The organism is Leptospira levettii, from assembly GCF_002812085.1.
Classification (GTDB): domain Bacteria; phylum Spirochaetota; class Leptospiria; order Leptospirales; family Leptospiraceae; genus Leptospira_A; species Leptospira_A levettii.
Genome location: NZ_NPDM01000001.1, coordinates 539,417 through 557,528, shown reverse-complemented (window position 1 = coordinate 557,528; position 18,112 = coordinate 539,417). Strand labels below are relative to the sequence as shown.

The window sequence follows — 18,112 nt, the reverse complement described above, 5'->3', positions numbered from 1 at the left end:
GGAAAGTACGGAAACGGAATGAATGGCAGAGCAATGAAACAATCCCTTCTTATTCTCATGATGAGCCTCGTGATGCAAGCACCTATGTTTGCAGAATCAGTCTCTAGTAAATCCTATCAAAAACGTATCGAGCTTTTGACTTACCTCCGTGAGCTTGAGCCAATCGTCAAAAACTTTCGTGGTGAAGATGCGGAAGGAAAACCAACAGAGCTCAATGCTCCAGAAGGAAAAGAAGGCTTCCGTATGAAAAAATACTTAGAAGCCAAACGCATTTACCAAGAAGGGTTACAATACCATTTTGAAGGTAATTTTTCCTCTGCCTACCAAAGGTTCCTAGAATGCCAATTGGGAATTGAAAAAATGACAGAAGAACTTTCCCAGTTGTACATCCTCCGTGCTGAAGAAATGATGAAAACGGCAATGGAACGCAAAAATCCAAACAACCCAATGGACAAAGCACTGCTTGATATTTCCATTGAGTATGGAAAAGGATCTTACTTCCGCCAAGATGTGATGGATCTTCCACGTGAAGCACCTTACCAAAGAAGGATGTACGATCCAAAAGAAGCACATTATAGTTACAATAAATACGATATTGAAAAAAATATGGAACTTGGTTACAAACACTTAGGACTTGCAAAAGAAGCAAGAGCCAATGCGTTAAAGGTGGAAAAAAATCTTGAGAAACACCAAAAACTGCAACCAACACATAGAAAGTATCGAATTGATATGTATTTTGGTGCGATCAACTTGGCTCGTGATTCGAAAGCCAATGCGATCAATATCTATAAATTAAAATACCCTTATGATAACTATTACCTCAATAACTCACAAGCAAAAACAGAAGCATCCAAAGATGAAACGGGTGCAACTGTAGAAGGCCAACCAGTTAAAATTGATGGAGTAACTTATGATTTCACAAAAAACCCTTATATCAAATATGACAATCGACTCCAAGCGATGTTTGATGTAAGAGTGCCGGAAGAATACCGTGTGGACCATGCAGATGTAAGAGGTCGTGTCTATGAGTTGGATTCCAATAATATGGTGTTCATGAAATACGACCAAGAACGTAAAAAAGCTCTGAATGTGCCTGCGAAACCAGCCCAAGGAAGCACTACCTCTCCGCAACAATAAGAAACAATATCTAACACTGTTTCCGAATGCATGAGCCCAAGAAATTTCTTGGGCTTTTTTATATCCATAGAAACCACTCTTTTGTCTAATTGTTGCTATGGCGAAAATTCCAGTTGTAGATAACTTAATTGAAAAAAACTTACACGGACTAAGCGTTCACTACGGGCGTTTGGTGATGAAGGTATACTTACGGATCACTCTGTTAGTATTCGGAAAAGCGAGTCCATACTTAATTCGTGGTTTGTATCATGCAATTTCAGGGAACAAAGAAAAGAGAATAAAGGAATTTTTAGAAGGCACTAAAATTTGGGCCGAAGATGTCAAAAAAATTACAAAAACAAATGTAATAGTCTTCAATCAATTTACAGTTCCTGAAAAAGGACATATGATTTTTTTGAATCACGTAAACGAGATGGATTTTCCTTACGATTGTTATGTGATCAGAAAACCATTTTTAGCTAACCAAGTGATTAAAAAAGCATGGTTTGCTTATTGGTGGATGACTGCCATGGGTTCCCAAGTATTTGATAACTCAAAGGCAATGTCCATAGCCGTTTCTGTGAAAAATCTAATCGAAGGATTAAAAACAACTTCTTATATCGTTTATCCAGAAGGGAAAAACACATATAGTGAAGAAATCCAACCCTTAAAAAAGGGGATGGTGAAAATTGCTTTTGACCAAAAAATTCCAGTCTTTGTGGCAATCAAATCGGGTGTTACCACATACCAAGAATACCAAAAAGGAAATGTTGTCGGTTATTTGGGACTTGGCATCCATCATCCAAGTGATTTTTCTAGTTGGGAATCATTCCAAGATCACCTTTATCAATTGATGCATTCCAAAAAACTTGAGTTAGATGGAATGTTAGAAGCAGAACGAAACAAACTCCGATCTACTTAATCCTTGTAAAATTTTTCCCACTCTTTTAGGAATCGGATTTGTTCGTGTGATTCTACTGCACGTTCACTTCTCGATTCTCTCACCTTTTGAATCGCAGATTCAGAATCCATTTTATATTTCCAGATTAAATAAGCACTTGCAACGGTTCCAGAACGCCCAAGACCACCAACACAATGGATTAACACTTTTTGATCTTGGGAAAGGATCCTATCCATCCAATTCACAATATCTTTCATCTGTTCCATACTAGGAACCTTTTGGTCTAAGATTGAAATTTGTTTTTGTTCGATTCCGAATTTGGGAATTTCAGTTTTTAGTTCATTCACTCCGTATTGATTGTATTCTTGTTCTGTAATGAGACTGAGAACTTGTGTGATACCTTCTTCTTTTATGGTTTGTAAATCATCTAACAACACTCTTCCGCGGTCTTTTCTTCCTGGTAAAATGGTAAGACCAATTTTAGTAATGGTTTCATTTTGATTCTTGATTGGTGATAAATAATCAATGCGTAATACCTTTGATTTTTGGATGTACGATTTTATTTTATGAATGAGTTGTCCGCCCACATACAAAGCCCATTTTTTTTGCCAATCATTACATTCATCGAAGGAGAGAGTGTGCATCGCATATCGTAATGCACCTACATGCATTTGGTATGGATCTCTGTCTAGTTTGACAAGTTTTGGATAATAAGATCTGAGTTTGGCGATCACTCGATAAGCTTTTCGAAGTTTTTCATTGGAAAGTTCTTTGGGAGGATCAAAGGAAAGTGGGATTCCTAAATCTTCTTGGTTATGTAAAATATTTGTGAGAACAATCGCTTCCTTCCATTCAGATTCAGATTCGATTTTACAAAAAATATACAATACATCGTTTTCTAATTTTAGCAAATCTCTGAGAATATGCCCTCTGTGGGTGTGAAAAAAATCAATCATCCAAACATTGTCTTGGGCATCGATGATGATGTTTGCTCCATTTAGGTCACCATGGACATAGGAAGTATTGTGTGTGATCGCATTGTATTCTTTAAGAGAAGAAAGGTCTTTTTCATAAAAGGAACAAGGATTTAAAACCTCATACCCTGGGAATATGGATATTGTATCTGCTGTCTGTGGACCACCTAATAAAGATTCAACTCTAGTTCGTACAGATTTTGCATACTTAGATTGGAAATCATAATATTCGAGCAAATTTAGTTTTTCTGCGGAAGTTGCTTCAAACAATCGGCCAAGTTGTTCACCAAAGACAATATCAATGATTCGATCCAGACCAGTGCCATCAGGCATTAATCCATAAAGTTTTTGGAATGTCCTTACATTCCCATCTAACATGGCAGCATATCGGTATTTGATTGCTCCACGATCATTTAATTCACAAAAATCAACTATTGAAGGAGCATTGTTTCCTAAAACTTCTTGGATCCTTTCAAAGGAAGTTCTTTCTTTTGCAATCAAATCACGGTTTCCAATTTTGACTACACAAGGTACTTGAGCATGTCCTAAGTGGTCTATGGATTTGGATTTTAAAACTACATTGCCTGAAAATCCTCCATCCAAAGTTTTGAATTCAACATCTTTACAATCACGGAATAGGTAGAGAAGGATTTGTTTGTCTAAATCCGAAATTGGATATTTAGGATCCAATTTTAGTTTATCACTTGAGATTCTTGCATTGGTTGAAATACGTTTTTGTAAATTTGGTTGTTCTCCTGTTAAAAATTCAGTAAACGCACCAATGGAAGAATACACTTTCACACCTAAGATTTGTTTGAGTTGGTCTAACGCGATAAAATGCATTGATAAAGAGGAACTAGCAGTAAGTGCAGAACAAACAGCAATATCAAATTCTGGGTATCTTGTTTTTAAGTCATAACATAAAAAGGTTACTTTTGCTTCTGTCCAAACACCTGTGATACCCACTTTTAAAGGTTTCCCTTTGTATGGTTGTAAAACAGATTCTAAATTCGTATCTACAAAGTCATTTAAGCCAGAAGCATTGATAATTTCTGCACGATTGGGATCAGATTCGATCCAATTTTGAAATACAAATTCGGCTCCTTTTGTATCCTTTAGACAATGGTAACCAAACTGGACTAAATGGTCTTCTTGTGATTTTGCATTTGGATCATGCCAATCACGTATATGGATTATCTTTAGTTGTTTTGGATTTGATTCATATGCCCAGTCCATAAGGGAAAAAACAGGACCGTCTTCCACCATTTCACCTAATAAACGATTGGCTTCAGCATACCCAACGTGTAATGAATTGGGAAGTGGATCATATTTATCCAAAAGAGAAGTAAAATCATTTTGTAAACATTGGGTAAATAATATTGCCGATTCTGAATTCATGAACAAAAGAATTGACATCTTTAAAAATAAATCGAGAATTTATTTCTCAAATTTTGGAGGGACTATGAAACTTGTTTTGGTATTTTTACTAGGTGTTGTCATGACTTTTGGAATGACTGCAGGTGAAGTTGGATCCGATTGTACATTCAAAGGAAAAAAATTAGCGGGCAAAGTGCAGTTTGTGACAAGTTTCCCAGACTTTAAGGTGCAAGTGGTTGATTCCTTCCCTGACCTCAAAGTAAAAAAAGTAACTAGTTTTCCTTCAGACTGCGGGCAGTGGCAAGAAGTTACATCCTTTCCTGATTTTAAAGTCCAAATTGTAACAAGTTTTCCTGACTTTAAAGTGAAGTATGTGGATTCATTTCCTGGAGTACCGTAGACTGCCTTCCAATGGATAAATTGAATTCCGATTCATTAACTCCAATGACAAATTAAAGAAGGCTTTTGCTTTTAATGTTTGTGCCGTACAATTTGTTCGGTTTGGGTTACAGATTGGATCCTCTGCATATGGAGGCACCATTTGAAATATAAATTGTGTGTCTCCATCAACACTTTGGTAAAGGATCTTTTCTTCATCGATCCAACCACAAGCGCTTCCATAAGCAAAGTATGTACTACCTGATTTTACATTAGGTGCGAGTAAATTTTTACCAAATCCTGCAAAATACGTTTTTTTACCAATGGCACCTAAAATTGTAGGTAATACATCTAATTGGGAAGAAATCCTTTCATCTAACTTTGGTTTAATGTATTTTGGTGCATATATTAAAAATGGAACCATCCGATCCTCAAAATAAGATAAATACCGATGGTGGGTATGGTCGCCAACAAATACGAATAAGGTATCCTCAAAGTATTTTCGTTTCTGCATTTCCTTCATAAAAATTGCTAAGGCAGCATCAGAATAATGATAGGTATTTAGATAATCATAGTCTGTAACATTCGTATCAAAAATTTCATATTTTTTGTCTGGTACTTTATAAGGATAATGGGTTGTCATGGTAAGGATCGTCATCACAAAAGGTTGATTCCTTTTTTCATATTCATCCATTGTTTCCAGTGCTTTGGTATAAAGATGTTCATCATCATACCCCCATGCACCAATTTTATATCCTTCTTTACGAAAGTCTTCTTTGCCGATTAAAGTTTTAAAACCAAAATGGGGTAAAATGGTTACCAAACTATCAAACTTCAAATCATCACCTGTGATAAAACTAGTTTCGTATCCTAACTCTGAGAAAATATTCCCTAAGGCAGAAAAGTTACTTAGGATTTGTGGTGTTCGAATTGCTGTCAGTCCTGGTCTGTCTGGGATACTTGTTAATACAGATAATAATGCATTACTTGTCCTTCCCCCATTGGCATAAAAACGTTTAAAACTGTGACCTTTTTTCGCCAATTGATTGTAATACGGTGTGACTTCCTTTCCTAAAAAAATACCATCCGACATTGGCCAAACAAATTTTCCTGTCCATGATTCTTGGATCACAAGCACTACATTGGTTGGTTTTTTCCCAGGAATTTCATTTAGTTTTCTTAATAAGGGAAAGTTTGGATCATTCACAAACTCAGAACCTTCAAACTGAACTTCCTCTTTTACGATCGAAAGCATTTCTGCATCACTCATTTTGAGATGTTTAGGAATGGATTGGCTTTTAAAATCATTGATGGTGGTATAAATTCCATTTAATGCAATCTGATTGATGAGGGCATCGTCAGAAATGATTGCTTCACTTGCCCGGAGAGGTGATTCTTGTGGTCCACCACGTAAACCAAGAAAGAAGAATAAAAGCCAGAAAACTACCTTTGCAATTGAGTAACCCTTAGGTTCAGATTCATTTCCTAGGGTACCTATCTTCTTTTTTAGAAACCAAAAACGTATTCCATATACATAAGCACCTATGAAAAATAAAAATGAGAAAATTTTGAAAGGAGCCTCTGAAAAGGCAGAGGAAACTAATACATCTAAATCTCCCAAAAATACGATGGCTTCATAACCAATGTGTTTGTTTGCATTTTCAAAATATAATAAATCAGCAAAAAGATGTAATACTCCAAATGGGTAAAGGATGAGTGGTGTTACGAGCCACAGATTTTTGTAAAATTTAAATTTTGATGCAAAATCCCAAATCGATAAAATGTAAAATCCAACTAACAAGATAGAGACTGTCACAAGATCGAATCGAAACCCGATGAGAAATGCTTTGAAAATTAAGAGATAATCGAATTTTTCTAAACGGTAGGAATATACATAAAAAAATAGAATTCGATGAAAGAAAAGAGTTAAAAATCCAAAGCCTACATATGTTAAAAAAATACGGTCTGAAAATCTAGGTTTCAAAAACAACTTCAGCATAAAAAAAGAATTTGTGAATGATTGGGATGGTCAATTCACTTACGATCTTTCTGTTGATTTATTTTCGCTATTCTTTAGTTTTGATCCTACTCACATGAAGCCGATCCAAAAAATACTCATCGCCAATCGTGGTGAAATTGCTGTACGAGTCATACGCACTGCAAAAAAAATTGGGATCAAAACAGTTGCTGTTTATTCTGATCCCGATTCTCAAAGTTTGTTCGTTTTAAGCGCCGACGAAGCCTACCCTTTAGGCGGAACAGATGCGCGTTCTTCTTACTTAAATGTGGACAAAGTGATCGAAGCTTGTTTGGCAACTGGTGCCGATGCAGTCCATCCTGGTTATGGATTTTTATCCGAAAATACAGACTTTGCTAAAAAATTAGAACAACACGGAATTCGATTCATCGGACCTAAACCCCACTCGATTGAAGCCATGGGTGACAAGATCGGCTCACGCATATTAGTTGCTAAAAGTGGAGTTCCAGTTGTGCCAGGTTATGAAGGTCAATCCCAAGAGATGTCTGTTTTCAAAAAGGAAGCTGATAAAATTGGATACCCTGTCATGGCAAAGGCGAGTGCTGGTGGTGGTGGAAAGGGTATGCGACGTATCAATTCACCAGAAGAGTTAGAATCAGGCATTTTATCTGCGAAACGAGAAGCGATGTCAGCTTTTGGTGATGATCGTATCTTATTAGAAAAATACATTGTGAATCCAAGGCATGTTGAGTTCCAAATTTTTGGTGATACCCAAGGCAACATCATCCACCTTCACGAAAGGGATTGTTCCTTACAAAGAAGGCACCAAAAGGTTGTCGAAGAAACACCAGCTCCCAATTTTCCATCCTCTTTAAAATCTAAAATGGCAGAGGCAGCTGTCATGGCAGGCAAAGCTGTTCAATATGAAGGTGCAGGCACCGTAGAATTCATATTAGGTGAGAGTGGTGAGTTTTATTTTTTAGAAATGAACACTCGTTTACAAGTGGAACACCCTGTCACAGAAATGACAACGGGACTTGATTTAGTAGAATGGCAAATTCGAGTATGCCAAGGAGAACCACTTCCGATTCTCCAAACACCTCCCCAAAAAGGACATGCGGTCGAAGTGCGAATTTACGCAGAAGACCCCAAAGAAGGTTTTTTACCTTCAATCGGAAAAATCCATCATTTGTCCTTTCCTACAAGAGAAGACTTAAGGATCGATTCAGGAGTGGTAACGGGATCAGAAATCACAATGTATTATGACCCCATGATCGCAAAACTAATTGTCTGGGGAGAAGATCGTGAAACAGCCATTCAGCGATTAATTGAATGTTTATCTGAGACGATTGTATTTGGCCCCAAAACGAATTTGCAGTTTTTGCAAAAATTAGTATCAACAAAAGAATTTTTCCAAGGAAAGGTTTCCACTCATTACATCGCAGACCATGAAGTGGAACTCTTAAAAGAGAATACAAAAGAAGAACTCAAATTTGCGTTAGCGGGTCTTTTTTTCTCATCAAAACAGAACGTAGATCCTTGGAACGCATAAGGTAGCAGAATGGATTTTTTATTTGAAACTAAATCGAAACCAACATCGGTACATGTGAGTGGCAATCGCATTCGTGTACGTTTGGAAAACCAAACCTATACCATTGAATCCGATTCTCTGATAGAAGGTATCAAACCCCAGGACCAAAATTTAGTCACTGTACAGATGAAAGACGGTTCCTTACTTAAATTTCTCAAGATTCGAAATGAAATTTTTTTCCATTGGAAAGGGGAATCTTGGAATGCAAAATTAGCAGAACGTTCTTATGAAGTTTCTGGCCAAACTTCCCCTGAGATCAAAAGCCCGATGCCAGGAAAAGTAGTGCAAATCTCTACTGCAGTGGGAAGCGAACACGGTTTAGGGGAAACGCTGTTAATTTTGGAAGCCATGAAAATGGAAAATGCCATCAAAGCTCCTTACCCTTGTCGAGTGGAAGAAATCCGGAAACAACAAGGGGAACTTGTCCAACAAGATGAGGTACTACTAATTTTACACAGAATCGAAGTGGAAAAAACATAAATTTCCGAATCTATTTGACATATTTTGCAAATTTCCCACCATAAGGCAGTTTCTTTGGCGAATAGGTAGAGAATGTACAATTCTATTTTGAGAAGTTTTATACTTCTGTTATTTTTTTCCATGGTATCGAGTGTTTTTGCACAGGAGAGAGCACCGCGAACCGACCTTCCGTTCGAAATCTCTGAAAAGAAGAGATTGAGTGAGCGTGATTTTAAGAATAAAAAAGAAGGGGGTTACTTCACTGGACTCCCTCTCATCAACTCCGATCCGAACGTAGGGATTGGGTACGGTGCTCGTGTTTTGTATTTTTACAATGGGAATCGAACTTCTCCCATGTTTGAATACACACCTTACCGTGTGAGGATTTTTGCTCAGTATTTTAATACGACAAAAAGTGCTCCTTACCACCAGTTAAGTTTAGATGCACCCTATATATTTGACACCAAATGGCGGTTACGTGCGGATGCAGTATATGAAAGAAATCCAAACTCCTTATATTTTGGCATTGGGGAAGGTACACTCCAACCTCTTTCGTACTTAGAAAGAAACGATCCAAATGGAAGGATCCGTAGGAATGCGCCTTTTGCTGATTACGAGGATAATCTAAGTTATAGAAGACCAGGGGATGCTGGAGTTGGTGAATCTCCAATTGTCAGCGATAATAAATACAACCGATATGACATTGAGAATCCTAACTTTAGTACATCAGGAGAATACTCGTTCTTTGGTGGAACACTTAGAACAGTAACAGGCGTTCGTTTATCAAAACAAATCATCCGAAGATTTGATGGTACAAATAACAATGCATACCTCGGACCTGCTGATGGAATCCTCGGACTATTAGACATCGATCGTACCATCACAACTCCGCAAGGGGAAACAAAACTAACACGCGATGCTAAAGATGGAAAAGTATTGGGTATAAACGGTGGTTATACTAATACCATTCGTGCCGGTATTGTTTATGACACACGAGATTTTGAACCAGATCCAAACAGAGGTTTGTTTTTAGAATACACTCACGAACGTTCCACAAAAGCAATTGGCTCGAATTACGAGTTTAACAAAAACTTAGTTTCCGGTCGTGTTTTCTTAAGCCCAGTTACTTGGTTTACGAATAAACCTCCTGAACTTCTAGAGAAATTTGTATTAGCTGCACGTGGTGCAATGATCCAAACAAACGGAGACGCACCATTTTACGAATACCGTAACATGTGGGGAACGGAAGTCAACCAATCAGGTCTTGGTGGTAGAACAACTATCCGTGGTTACAAACAAGATCGTTTTGTTGGCCAAACAATGGCATATGCAAACTTTGAGATCAGATGGAAATTTGCTGAAGCTGAATTTGGTGGGCAACACTTTGATTTCCAGTTGGTTCCGTTTTATGACGTAGGGCGAGTTTGGGATCGAACTCAAGATGCCAACTTAAAGAACTACAAACACTCAAGAGGTATTGGTTTAAGAATTCCTTGGAACCAAGCAACAGTTATCTACTTTGATCATGCGATTTCAAATGAAGATAGACAGACCTTTATTAACTTTAATCACATATTTTAGGGAGCACATTAAGATTATGAAAAAACTTCATTACTGTTTTGCTCTTTTGGCAATTTCTTTATTCATCAACTGCGAAATGAAACCTGTAGACGATGTCTTTGGATTAAGTCCAGAAGAAACCAACCAACTTTTCGCAGGCCTCTTGGCAAATCAGAGTTTGCGTGATAATGGTAATGGAACCGTGACCGATGCAATTTCCAATTTAGTTTGGCAAAAATGTTCACACGGACAAGTTTACCGATCGGGATTTAACGATTGTTTGGGGGCTCCTCAAGGATCCATTTACAATCCTTATGATTCCAGTCGTGCTGGTGCAATCCAAGTTGCGTTTTGTGATTCCAAAACTCATGCTTGTAATTCCATCAACTTCCCACAAGTCATCCAAGGATTTTCATCCATCAGTATCCAGGGAACAAGTGAGTTGTATGCTGCATGCCAAAATAATCACTTTTTAGGGCAAACTTGGCGAGTTCCAACACCCATTGAATACCAAAGATTGGTGATTCCTGGACGTGCGGCAACATTGCAGTTTTTTCCATCTACCCAAGAGGAAGATTATTGGACTGCTTGGTCTAACCAAGACGATTTACCAGGTGAAACGGCGTTTGCAATTTCGTTTGACCGTCAATCCTATGGAGTCCAACGGTCTGTCGTAAAAACACAAAGGAATTATGTCCGTTGTGTGAGACAAGGTCCTTAATTTCTCAAACCAATCAAAAACTCTCCTAATTTTAGGAGAGTTTTTACTTTTCAAAAAATCAATTTCATACTAAACTTTTATCCATTCAGACCGAAGTACCCATTAGGTGGTTAGGTTTTCATGAGAATAGAAGAATCCACATTCAGCCGTATGAATGTAGATCTCCAAAGAGATCGAAGGGTGAACTATGTCGGTCATGGACAATTAGAAAGTGCCCCTGAAACAATGTCTGCCTTACATGTCATTTCGCATGAATTAGGCCACGCCCAAGAATTTAAGAATGAAGCCTTCCGAGAAGGAAGAGAAATTCAATCCGTTCAAGTCAAAATCAATTATGAACTTCGAGATGGTCGAATGGTTGCAGTCAGTGGTGAAACACATGCAGTGACAAAACCAAATTCCAAACAAGAAGACGATCCAAGTTTACAACCCTATTCAGATGGGAAATCGATACAAGATTTGTTCCAACAAAAAGCTGAAGAAGAGAAAAAGGCAAAAGAAAAATCTTCTGAACAAGTTGATCGAAATAATCCTAAAGAAATCCAAAAACGAAGTTATGAAAAAAACTTAGAATCAAAAATCAAAGATTTGGAAACTCGATTAGAATCTGAAAAGAGTAAAAAAACTTCTGATATCACTTCGACAGAACGTCAAAAAGAATTGGAATCTGAAAAAAAACGATTGGAAGAAGAGGTCCGCTTGCTTCGAATCAAAGAACAATTAAAAGAAACCTTTGCATTACTTACTGATTTTCGTAAGATGATGGCCTCCAATGTATTTGGAATGCTTAATTATAAAATGGATTCAAATTACGGTTCCACTTTGGATACCTTTGTTTGAATTCCAAGAGTTTCTAATATAAATTCTCGTAATTCTCCTATTCCTCTTCCCGTAGTTGCAGAAATATAAAATACGCGAAACGGAACTCCTATCTCATTCATTGCATCTTCCATTTCTGTACGTACTTTGTGTTGTCCACTTTGGTTTAATTTATCAATCTTAGTTCTGATCACAACGGGTTTAATTTTTTTTTCCATTGCTACTTCGATTGTAGACAACTCTTCTTCTGGAAACTCCCTTTGAGAATCACATAGTATAAATAAAACTTTAAGTAGTTTCCATGAATTGAGAAATCCTTCTAAAAGATTCATCATATCTTTATGTTCTTTGTGAGATGCTTTTGAATAACCAAATCCTGGTAAGTCGATTAAATTAAAGCCAACTTTGGTTCTGAAAATGTTGATTAGTTTTGTTTTTCCAGGAGTTTTTGATACTTTTGCAAGACCTCTATGATTCGATAATGCATTGAGCAAACTAGATTTCCCAGAGTTGGATCTTCCCATAAACGCAATGGATTGAACCGAATCTAAATCTTCCTTTTCTTCCAATTTGGCAATTGAAGTGAAAAATTTGGTTTCAGGAAAAGGAATTTCTTTGGAATATTTGTGCATCTAGATCACCTTTCCAAATAGATTCGTTTGGGATAATTCTTTTCGTTTTTGGAGAAGAGCGAAAATAAAATTTGAATCGGTTCATTCTCAAAATAAAGGATGGGAATAAAAGTTCTAAGGAAAAATGGAATACCATTCTCCCGCATACATTCTGAAATTTCCTTGTTTCCTGAACGAATTTGAATTTTTTGACCATGATGCCATGATCCAAGTGAATACCTTTCTTCAGGGTCTTTGATTCTAAATTGGTTTTGATTCCATTCAATTGTAAGTTGGTTCCCTTCACGATAAGAGATTGCTTTTTTAAATGCGGAAGACTTTTTATCAATGATAAAAAGATCACCAAACTTTGATTTGTATAAATAACAATTTTTGTTTTCTAAAAATGCTCTTTCTCCTTCAGATTGAAGGTGGAAATTCTCAAATCCAGATTTATAAAGTGGGTACATTCCCATCAGTTTTAAATGAAAGTCGATTAATTCTTTTTTAGCTGATAAATTTAAACTCATCCATGTTTCATGAGGAATCCGAAACATTTTGGGTGATATCGTTTGGTTTGGACTCGTGAAACCATCAAATTGGATATTGAGTTGGGTTCGATCATGGAAATTCCAATATGTTTTATAAAAATTCCATTTCTCTCGTTCTAAAATGGGTAATAATTCCATTCGGATTCGATTTCGTTTGTAAACGGGATCTGAATTTGATTCATCTTCAAAAATTCGCAATTGAGTTTTTATATATTCATATAGATCCTTTAATTCATGGTCTTCTAAGAATACTAAAGGTAAAAAACGTTCGCCATCAAAGGGAGGAAGTGTATAAAACGATTTTTTTCCACCTCCTCTTGTTAGGTGTAAGAATATAGATTCCGTATAATCTTTGCAGTGGTGACCTGTTAGAATCACAGATGGATTTGTTCTCGTAATTTTTTTCAGTTCATGGTAACGGACTAATCTACCAGTTTCTTCGAGCCCTTTTTTTAGTTTTAAAGCGAGTTTTGGAATTTTTTTTTTACAAACGAAACGGGGAAACCAAAGTTTTCTAGATAAATTTGCATTTCAGACTCTTCTTTTTCGATTTCTCTGATTCCATGTGAGAGATAAAACAAATGTGGAGTTTCGATTTTGTATTTGTCTTTTAGGTATTTAAGAAATAAAAGAAGGATACTGGAGTCTTTTCCTCCGGAATAGGAAAGTAAAAATTTAGTTTTGTTTGAAACCCAATGATTTGGTAGATTGTTGCCCATTCGTTTGAGCATTGATTCAAAATGGGCAGAGATGGAGACTGGAATTGCAAAGTTCATATTTTTCTCACAGCCACCATAGTGATATCATCGTGTTGTTCCTGTTCTTTGACAAATTCTTTTAGATCCAAATAGATATTCTCTAGAATCTTTTTTGGTTCTAATTCTATATTCGAAAGGAAACTTTTTTCTAGACTTGGTTCACCGTATTGTTTTTCCGAGGCATTGAGAGCTTCCGTTACCCCATCTGTAAAAAGTAAAATTGTATCTCCTGCATGGAATTGTAATTTAGATTCATTTTTGAATTTTGATATATCGGGACTAATTCCCAAAATGACTCCACCTGTTTCAATAGATTGTAAAGACTTTTGGTTCACTTGGTAATGGTAAAAATTTCCATGACCTGCACCAGACACATCAACTTCATCGGTCACTAAATTCCAACGAATCAAAATCATACTCATAAATCGAGGTGTAATGGCTTCCTTATAACTAGAATACAGATAATTGTTAATGTCGTTTAGAATTTCCCAAGGTGAATCTTTGACTCTCACAAGCGAATGTAATATGGTTCTGACAGTAGCCATCACAAGTCCGGCAGCTACACCTTTACCACTCACATCTCCGATACAGACAAATAATTCATTTCGATTCGGTGAAAGGATAAAATCGTAATAATCACCACCAATTCCACGAGCAGGAACCATGAATCCACCAAAGGAAAAACCTTCCGCTTCAGGAGTATTTCTGGGTAAAAGATTACTTTGGATTTCTTTTGCAATTTCAATTTCTTTTTCCAATCTTTCTTTGTTTGAAAGGTTTTGGTACAAGTTGGAATTTTCCATTGTGATTCGAGCAAGGGAAACAAATGCATTTAAAGCTTCGATCTCTTCATTTGGAAATCTACTATCTTGTTTTGCTAATATGAAAATACAGATGGTTCCATTTTCTAATTTGACTGGAACAATCATTGATTCTTTCCCAATGATTCCTAATGTTTTTAAGATTGGAATTTTAGAGGGATCAGTTGTCATAATCTCTTTTGTTTGTAAAATTGAAGTTAATTCTTTTGATTCAATAGATTCTGTATGAGTTTTTAATTCATAATTATCCAAATCTCGATACACTTTAAATACCTTAGCTTTAGCGCTATCAATTGGGTATTCAATTAAACAGGAAATAGAGGAGTCTACAATCCCAGACAAAGTGAGTAGGATCATTCGTATCATTTCATTATGATTGTTTAAATAGAGTTGGCTAAGTGTAAGAGCCGCTGTGTGCAAACTTCTGAAATGATTTGACTGATTTTTTGATTTGGAGAATAAAAGAGAATTTCTTAGAGATACCGCAAATTGTCCGACTACAATTTTAAGGATTTCTTCGTCTTCGATGTATTCGGTAGGGTCCTCTTCTTCGTAATCAATTGTAATCATCCCCACAGCAATATTTGCATATAAGATTGGTAATACTAATTGGGACTTTGTTCCTGTAAGTTTTGAATAAAAGGAATAAAAAGGATGAGTCTGGTCACTAAACTTATAAAAACATGGCTCACGATTCGCCATAGCTTCCACAAGGATTCCGTAACTTAAATCATAATCAAGGGTAAAACGTTTAATTGCTCTTTGTAAGTATTTTTGTTTAGAGTAATAATGAGCTAATTTAATCTCACCTAACTCTAGGTTTGTGATAAATATTGCAATTTTATCTTTTTTTAAACGATCTGCAATCAGCTCACTGAATCGAAACATTAGGTCTTCTAAACCCAGTGAAGAATTAAAGAGGGATAGGTTTTCTAAAAGGAATTCTGTTTTTTCTTCTGAATTGAGAACATTTTTACCAACACGAGGGATTTTCCTTTTCTCTAAGATCCATTCCCTTTGGCATGTTTGGCAAAAAAAACGGCCTTTTTGGGTGAGTCCACTGGGAACACGAGGTTCGGCGCATAACAGACAGATCCTTTCAAAATCCGATTCCTCGTTCATCACAGTGCCAGGGTATCCGATTTCTTTTTTCGTCTGCTACAAGAATTTCGTGTCGTTCCAAGAAACCTGGTACGATTTGTGCTTAATCTATAAGCAAATGTTGTTTTTTCTGCTGAAATCGAAAGGAAGGCAAGTGAAATGTTGAAAAAATCGATTAATTGTTTGCTTACCGTACATTGTGATGAGAAAATAAGCAAATTGAATCTGTGTTCCTTTCCAGCAATCCGTAATAACAAAGAGCAAAACCTATGAGCGCGAAAAAATTCAATCCGATCCAATCCATCCACGAAGTAGCCACGGCAATGAATTCCACCCAGGACCCTGACGGTCTACTGGAACTCATTTTGGACCGTTGCATTCAAATTTGTGGGGTAGAATCGGGGTCACTGATGCTCATCGATGAAAAGCAGAGTGTCCTTGATGCTGTTACCTCTCGTGGTATGAACCAACAATTACTCAGGGAGACCAAATTGAAGATTGGCCAAGGGATTACGGGGATGGCTGCTTCCACTGGAAAGGCAAAATTGGTAAACGATGTTTCCAAAGATCCAGATTACATTCAGGTCAAAGAGGAAATTAAATCAGAACTTGTGGCTCCTATGATTGTTGAAGACGATATCATTGGAGTGATCTCACTCGATTCCAATCGATTGAATGCGTTTACACCAGATATGTTGGAGATTGTGAGTGTCCTTGCAAACCAAGCGGGTCAGATCTTTAAAAACTTACAAACCATTCGTTCCTTAGAACAACGAACCAAAATCCAAGCAACCCTCATCGAAATTTCTAAAGTTGTCAGTTCCACACTCGACCAAAATGAAGTGTTTGATTCCATTATGGTGACTATGGAAAAATCACTTCGTTTGGAGAAGGGTAGTATTGTCCTATTCAATAAAGAAGAAGCATTACTACGCATTGTTGCTGCATCTGGATTATCTCCCGAAGAAATTGAAAAAGGCACCTACCAACCTGGTGAAGGAATCACGGGAAAAGTATATGAGTCAGGAGAACCAATCATCATTGAATCGGTTGCATCACATCCTGATTTTTTAAATCGAGTTGGTTATTTGTCTCATTTTAAACATGATCCACATAACGTAAGTTTATTGTGCGCACCTATATTAAGTGAACAAACCACGCTTGGGGTAGTGAATGCTTTTATTGTACAAAATAAACATACTGATTTAAAATCTTTTTTAGATTTTTTACAAGTTGTTGCATCAATCATTTCGCAATCGATTAAAATTCAAAATCTTGTGGAAGAAGCTAAAAAGGAAATCTCTCGAGAGAATATCCAATTAAAGAGAGAACTCAAAAATAAATATAAATTTGGATCACTCATTGGAAAAGCTGCGAGTATGGAAAAGATGTTTGAAAAAATCCAACTAGTTGCTGATTCAAGGGCTTCTGTTCTCATTACTGGAGAATCTGGAACTGGAAAAGAAATGATAGCAAATGCGATTCATTACAATAGTTCTCGTTCAGAAAATCCATTTATCAAAATCAATTGTGCAGCAATACCTGAAAATCTACTAGAAAGTGAATTGTTTGGTCACAAAAAGGGATCCTTTACAGGAGCTGTGACTGATAAAAAAGGAAAGTTTGAACTCGCCGATACAGGTACAATTTTCTTAGACGAAATAGGTGAAATGGATTTAAATTTACAATCGAAGTTACTGCGTGTTTTACAGGAACGTGAGATTGAAGCGATTGGGTCTACAAAAGCAAAAAAAGTAGATGTAAGGATCATTGCGGCAACAAATGCCGAATTAGAACAGTTAGTTGCTGAAAAAAAATTCAGAGCGGATTTGTTTTACCGATTGAATGTTGTTAAAATTAATACTCCACCACTTCGTGATCGAGTAGAAGACATTCCACTTCTAATGAATCACTTTTTAGAAAAATACACAAAAGATAATAATAAAGCGATCAAAGGAATCTCAAGAGAAGCATCCAGATTATTACTTAAATACAGATGGCCTGGTAATGTGAGAGAATTAGAAAACGTAATCGAACGTGCTGTCGTACTTGCGCAAGACGAGATATTGAATGAAGAAGATTTTTCTGACATTCTATCGAATATGGAAGAGTTGCCTGAAAGTACAGTAGAAGTATCCAATACAAATCACGTTGAATCAGTTTCTGGAATGGAACCACTGGATTTAGGATCTGGTCGATTGACTTCAGGACAACTTGATGGATTGGATGGACGAGCAATGGAAATTGTAGTGAGTGAAGTTGAATCTCGTTTGATCCAATATGCAATGAAAAAGTTTCGTTACACCAAAACGAGAGTAGCAAAATTTTTAGGCATTAATCGTAACACATTGGATAAAAAAATTAAAGAACTCAATATCGAGTATTAAAATGATATT

Annotated in this window: 15 protein-coding genes; 9 read left to right on the top strand and 6 right to left on the bottom strand. The window is 36.6% G+C overall.

Features of this window, described 5'->3' with window-relative positions; all coding sequences use genetic code 11:
- Nucleotides 1–33: 33 nt before the first annotated feature.
- Together CH354_RS02505 and CH354_RS02500 are read left to right on the top strand one after the other, a co-directional pair.
- Entirely contained in the window at nt 34–1,137 is a 1,104-nt protein-coding gene (locus tag CH354_RS02505; RefSeq protein WP_243395931.1) for an LIC11274 family protein, read from the top strand.
- 97 nt (nt 1,138–1,234) lie between these two features.
- Nucleotides 1,235–2,038: a lysophospholipid acyltransferase family protein gene (locus CH354_RS02500; RefSeq protein ID WP_100726121.1), complete on the top strand. Its 804-nt coding sequence runs from the start codon at nt 1,235–1,237 to the stop codon at nt 2,036–2,038.
- Here the strand turns inward: CH354_RS02500 and CH354_RS18265 are convergent.
- The gene (locus tag CH354_RS18265; protein WP_125172384.1) at nt 2,035–4,389 is read right to left on the bottom strand and encodes a phosphatase domain-containing putative toxin; all 2,355 of its coding nucleotides are present in this window, start codon (nt 4,387–4,389) and stop codon (nt 2,035–2,037) included. The two genes, CH354_RS02500 and CH354_RS18265, sit on opposite strands and share 4 nt — an antisense overlap.
- A gap of 64 nt (nt 4,390–4,453) precedes the next feature.
- Between CH354_RS18265 and CH354_RS02485 the strand changes: the two genes are divergently transcribed.
- The gene (locus CH354_RS02485; protein ID WP_100726428.1) at nt 4,454–4,768 is read left to right on the top strand and encodes a 7(1) septoil knot domain-containing protein; all 315 of its coding nucleotides are present in this window, start codon (nt 4,454–4,456) and stop codon (nt 4,766–4,768) included.
- On the opposite strand, the gene CH354_RS02480 is transcribed toward CH354_RS02485, so the two are convergent.
- A complete protein-coding gene (locus CH354_RS02480) occupies nt 4,748–6,745 on the bottom strand; it encodes an LTA synthase family protein (protein ID WP_100726122.1) in 1,998 nt (665 codons plus the stop codon). The genes CH354_RS02485 and CH354_RS02480 overlap by 21 nt on opposite strands.
- 94 nt (nt 6,746–6,839) lie before the next feature.
- Between CH354_RS02480 and CH354_RS02475 the strand changes: the two genes are divergently transcribed.
- The 5 genes from CH354_RS02475 to CH354_RS02455 all read left to right on the top strand — a co-directional run bounded on the left by CH354_RS02475 (nt 6,840) and on the right by CH354_RS02455 (nt 11,895).
- Complete coding sequence (locus tag CH354_RS02475; RefSeq protein ID WP_100726427.1) at nt 6,840–8,276, top strand: acetyl-CoA carboxylase biotin carboxylase subunit; 1,437 nt, start codon at nt 6,840–6,842, stop codon at nt 8,274–8,276.
- Between the two features lie 9 nt (nt 8,277–8,285).
- Nucleotides 8,286–8,795: an acyl-CoA carboxylase biotin carboxyl carrier protein subunit gene (locus CH354_RS02470; protein WP_100715731.1), complete on the top strand. Its 510-nt coding sequence runs from the start codon at nt 8,286–8,288 to the stop codon at nt 8,793–8,795.
- A gap of 72 nt (nt 8,796–8,867) precedes the next feature.
- A complete protein-coding gene (gene omp85, locus CH354_RS02465) occupies nt 8,868–10,355 on the top strand; it encodes an Omp85 family outer membrane protein (protein WP_100726123.1) in 1,488 nt (495 codons plus the stop codon).
- 16 nt (nt 10,356–10,371) lie between these two features.
- On the top strand, nt 10,372–11,055 hold the full coding sequence (gene lsa25 / locus CH354_RS02460) for a surface adhesin Lsa25 (RefSeq protein WP_100715729.1): 684 nt from the start codon (nt 10,372–10,374) through the stop codon (nt 11,053–11,055).
- A gap of 120 nt (nt 11,056–11,175) precedes the next feature.
- Entirely contained in the window at nt 11,176–11,895 is a 720-nt protein-coding gene (locus CH354_RS02455) for a hypothetical protein (protein WP_100726124.1), read from the top strand.
- Here the strand turns inward: CH354_RS02455 and yihA are convergent.
- The 4 genes from yihA to CH354_RS02435 are packed head-to-tail and all read right to left on the bottom strand — an operon-like array spanning nt 11,865 to nt 15,737.
- Nucleotides 11,865–12,506 (bottom strand): ribosome biogenesis GTP-binding protein YihA/YsxC, encoded by a 642-nt coding sequence (gene yihA / locus CH354_RS02450; RefSeq protein ID WP_100766274.1) that lies wholly within the window; start codon nt 12,504–12,506, stop codon nt 11,865–11,867. The genes CH354_RS02455 and yihA overlap by 31 nt on opposite strands.
- 5 nt (nt 12,507–12,511) lie before the next feature.
- Nucleotides 12,512–13,444, bottom strand: a complete 933-nt coding sequence (locus CH354_RS02445; RefSeq protein WP_276328277.1) for a tRNA lysidine(34) synthetase — start codon at nt 13,442–13,444, stop codon at nt 12,512–12,514.
- A 50-nt stretch (nt 13,445–13,494) separates the two neighbouring features.
- Nucleotides 13,495–13,812: a tRNA lysidine(34) synthetase gene (locus tag CH354_RS18495; protein ID WP_100766272.1), complete on the bottom strand. Its 318-nt coding sequence runs from the start codon at nt 13,810–13,812 to the stop codon at nt 13,495–13,497.
- Nucleotides 13,809–15,737 carry a SpoIIE family protein phosphatase gene (locus tag CH354_RS02435; protein ID WP_100766271.1) on the bottom strand — a complete coding sequence of 643 codons (1,929 nt, stop codon included), beginning with the start codon at nt 15,735–15,737 and terminating at the stop codon, nt 13,809–13,811. The genes CH354_RS18495 and CH354_RS02435 overlap by 4 nt, the downstream gene beginning before the upstream one ends.
- 302 nt (nt 15,738–16,039) lie before the next feature.
- Here CH354_RS02435 and CH354_RS02430 point away from each other — a divergent pair, with 302 nt between their 5' ends.
- A complete protein-coding gene (locus tag CH354_RS02430) occupies nt 16,040–18,103 on the top strand; it encodes a sigma-54-dependent Fis family transcriptional regulator (protein WP_165780327.1) in 2,064 nt (687 codons plus the stop codon).
- The last annotated feature ends 9 nt before the right edge of the window (nt 18,104–18,112 follow it).

Bases quoted from the DNA above. Each gene is read 5' to 3' on its own strand.
- CH354_RS02430 (WP_165780327.1), top strand. From the start codon at position 16,040: ATGAATTCCACCCAGGACCCTGACGGTCTACTGGAACTCATTTTGGAC.
- CH354_RS18495 (WP_100766272.1), bottom strand. From the start codon at position 13,812: ATGAACTTTGCAATTCCAGTCTCCATCTCTGCCCATTTTGAATCAATG.
- yihA (WP_100766274.1), bottom strand. From the start codon at position 12,506: ATGCACAAATATTCCAAAGAAATTCCTTTTCCTGAAACCAAATTTTTC.
- CH354_RS02485 (WP_100726428.1), top strand. From the start codon at position 4,454: ATGAAACTTGTTTTGGTATTTTTACTAGGTGTTGTCATGACTTTTGGA.
- CH354_RS02475 (WP_100726427.1), top strand. From the start codon at position 6,840: ATGAAGCCGATCCAAAAAATACTCATCGCCAATCGTGGTGAAATTGCT.
- CH354_RS02500 (WP_100726121.1), top strand. From the start codon at position 1,235: ATGGCGAAAATTCCAGTTGTAGATAACTTAATTGAAAAAAACTTACAC.
- CH354_RS02480 (WP_100726122.1), bottom strand. From the start codon at position 6,745: ATGCTGAAGTTGTTTTTGAAACCTAGATTTTCAGACCGTATTTTTTTA.
- lsa25 (WP_100715729.1), top strand. From the start codon at position 10,372: ATGAAAAAACTTCATTACTGTTTTGCTCTTTTGGCAATTTCTTTATTC.
- CH354_RS02435 (WP_100766271.1), bottom strand. From the start codon at position 15,737: ATGAACGAGGAATCGGATTTTGAAAGGATCTGTCTGTTATGCGCCGAA.
- omp85 (WP_100726123.1), top strand. From the start codon at position 8,868: ATGTACAATTCTATTTTGAGAAGTTTTATACTTCTGTTATTTTTTTCC.
- CH354_RS02470 (WP_100715731.1), top strand. From the start codon at position 8,286: ATGGATTTTTTATTTGAAACTAAATCGAAACCAACATCGGTACATGTG.
- CH354_RS02455 (WP_100726124.1), top strand. From the start codon at position 11,176: ATGAGAATAGAAGAATCCACATTCAGCCGTATGAATGTAGATCTCCAA.
- CH354_RS02505 (WP_243395931.1), top strand. From the start codon at position 34: ATGAAACAATCCCTTCTTATTCTCATGATGAGCCTCGTGATGCAAGCA.
- CH354_RS18265 (WP_125172384.1), bottom strand. From the start codon at position 4,389: ATGAATTCAGAATCGGCAATATTATTTACCCAATGTTTACAAAATGAT.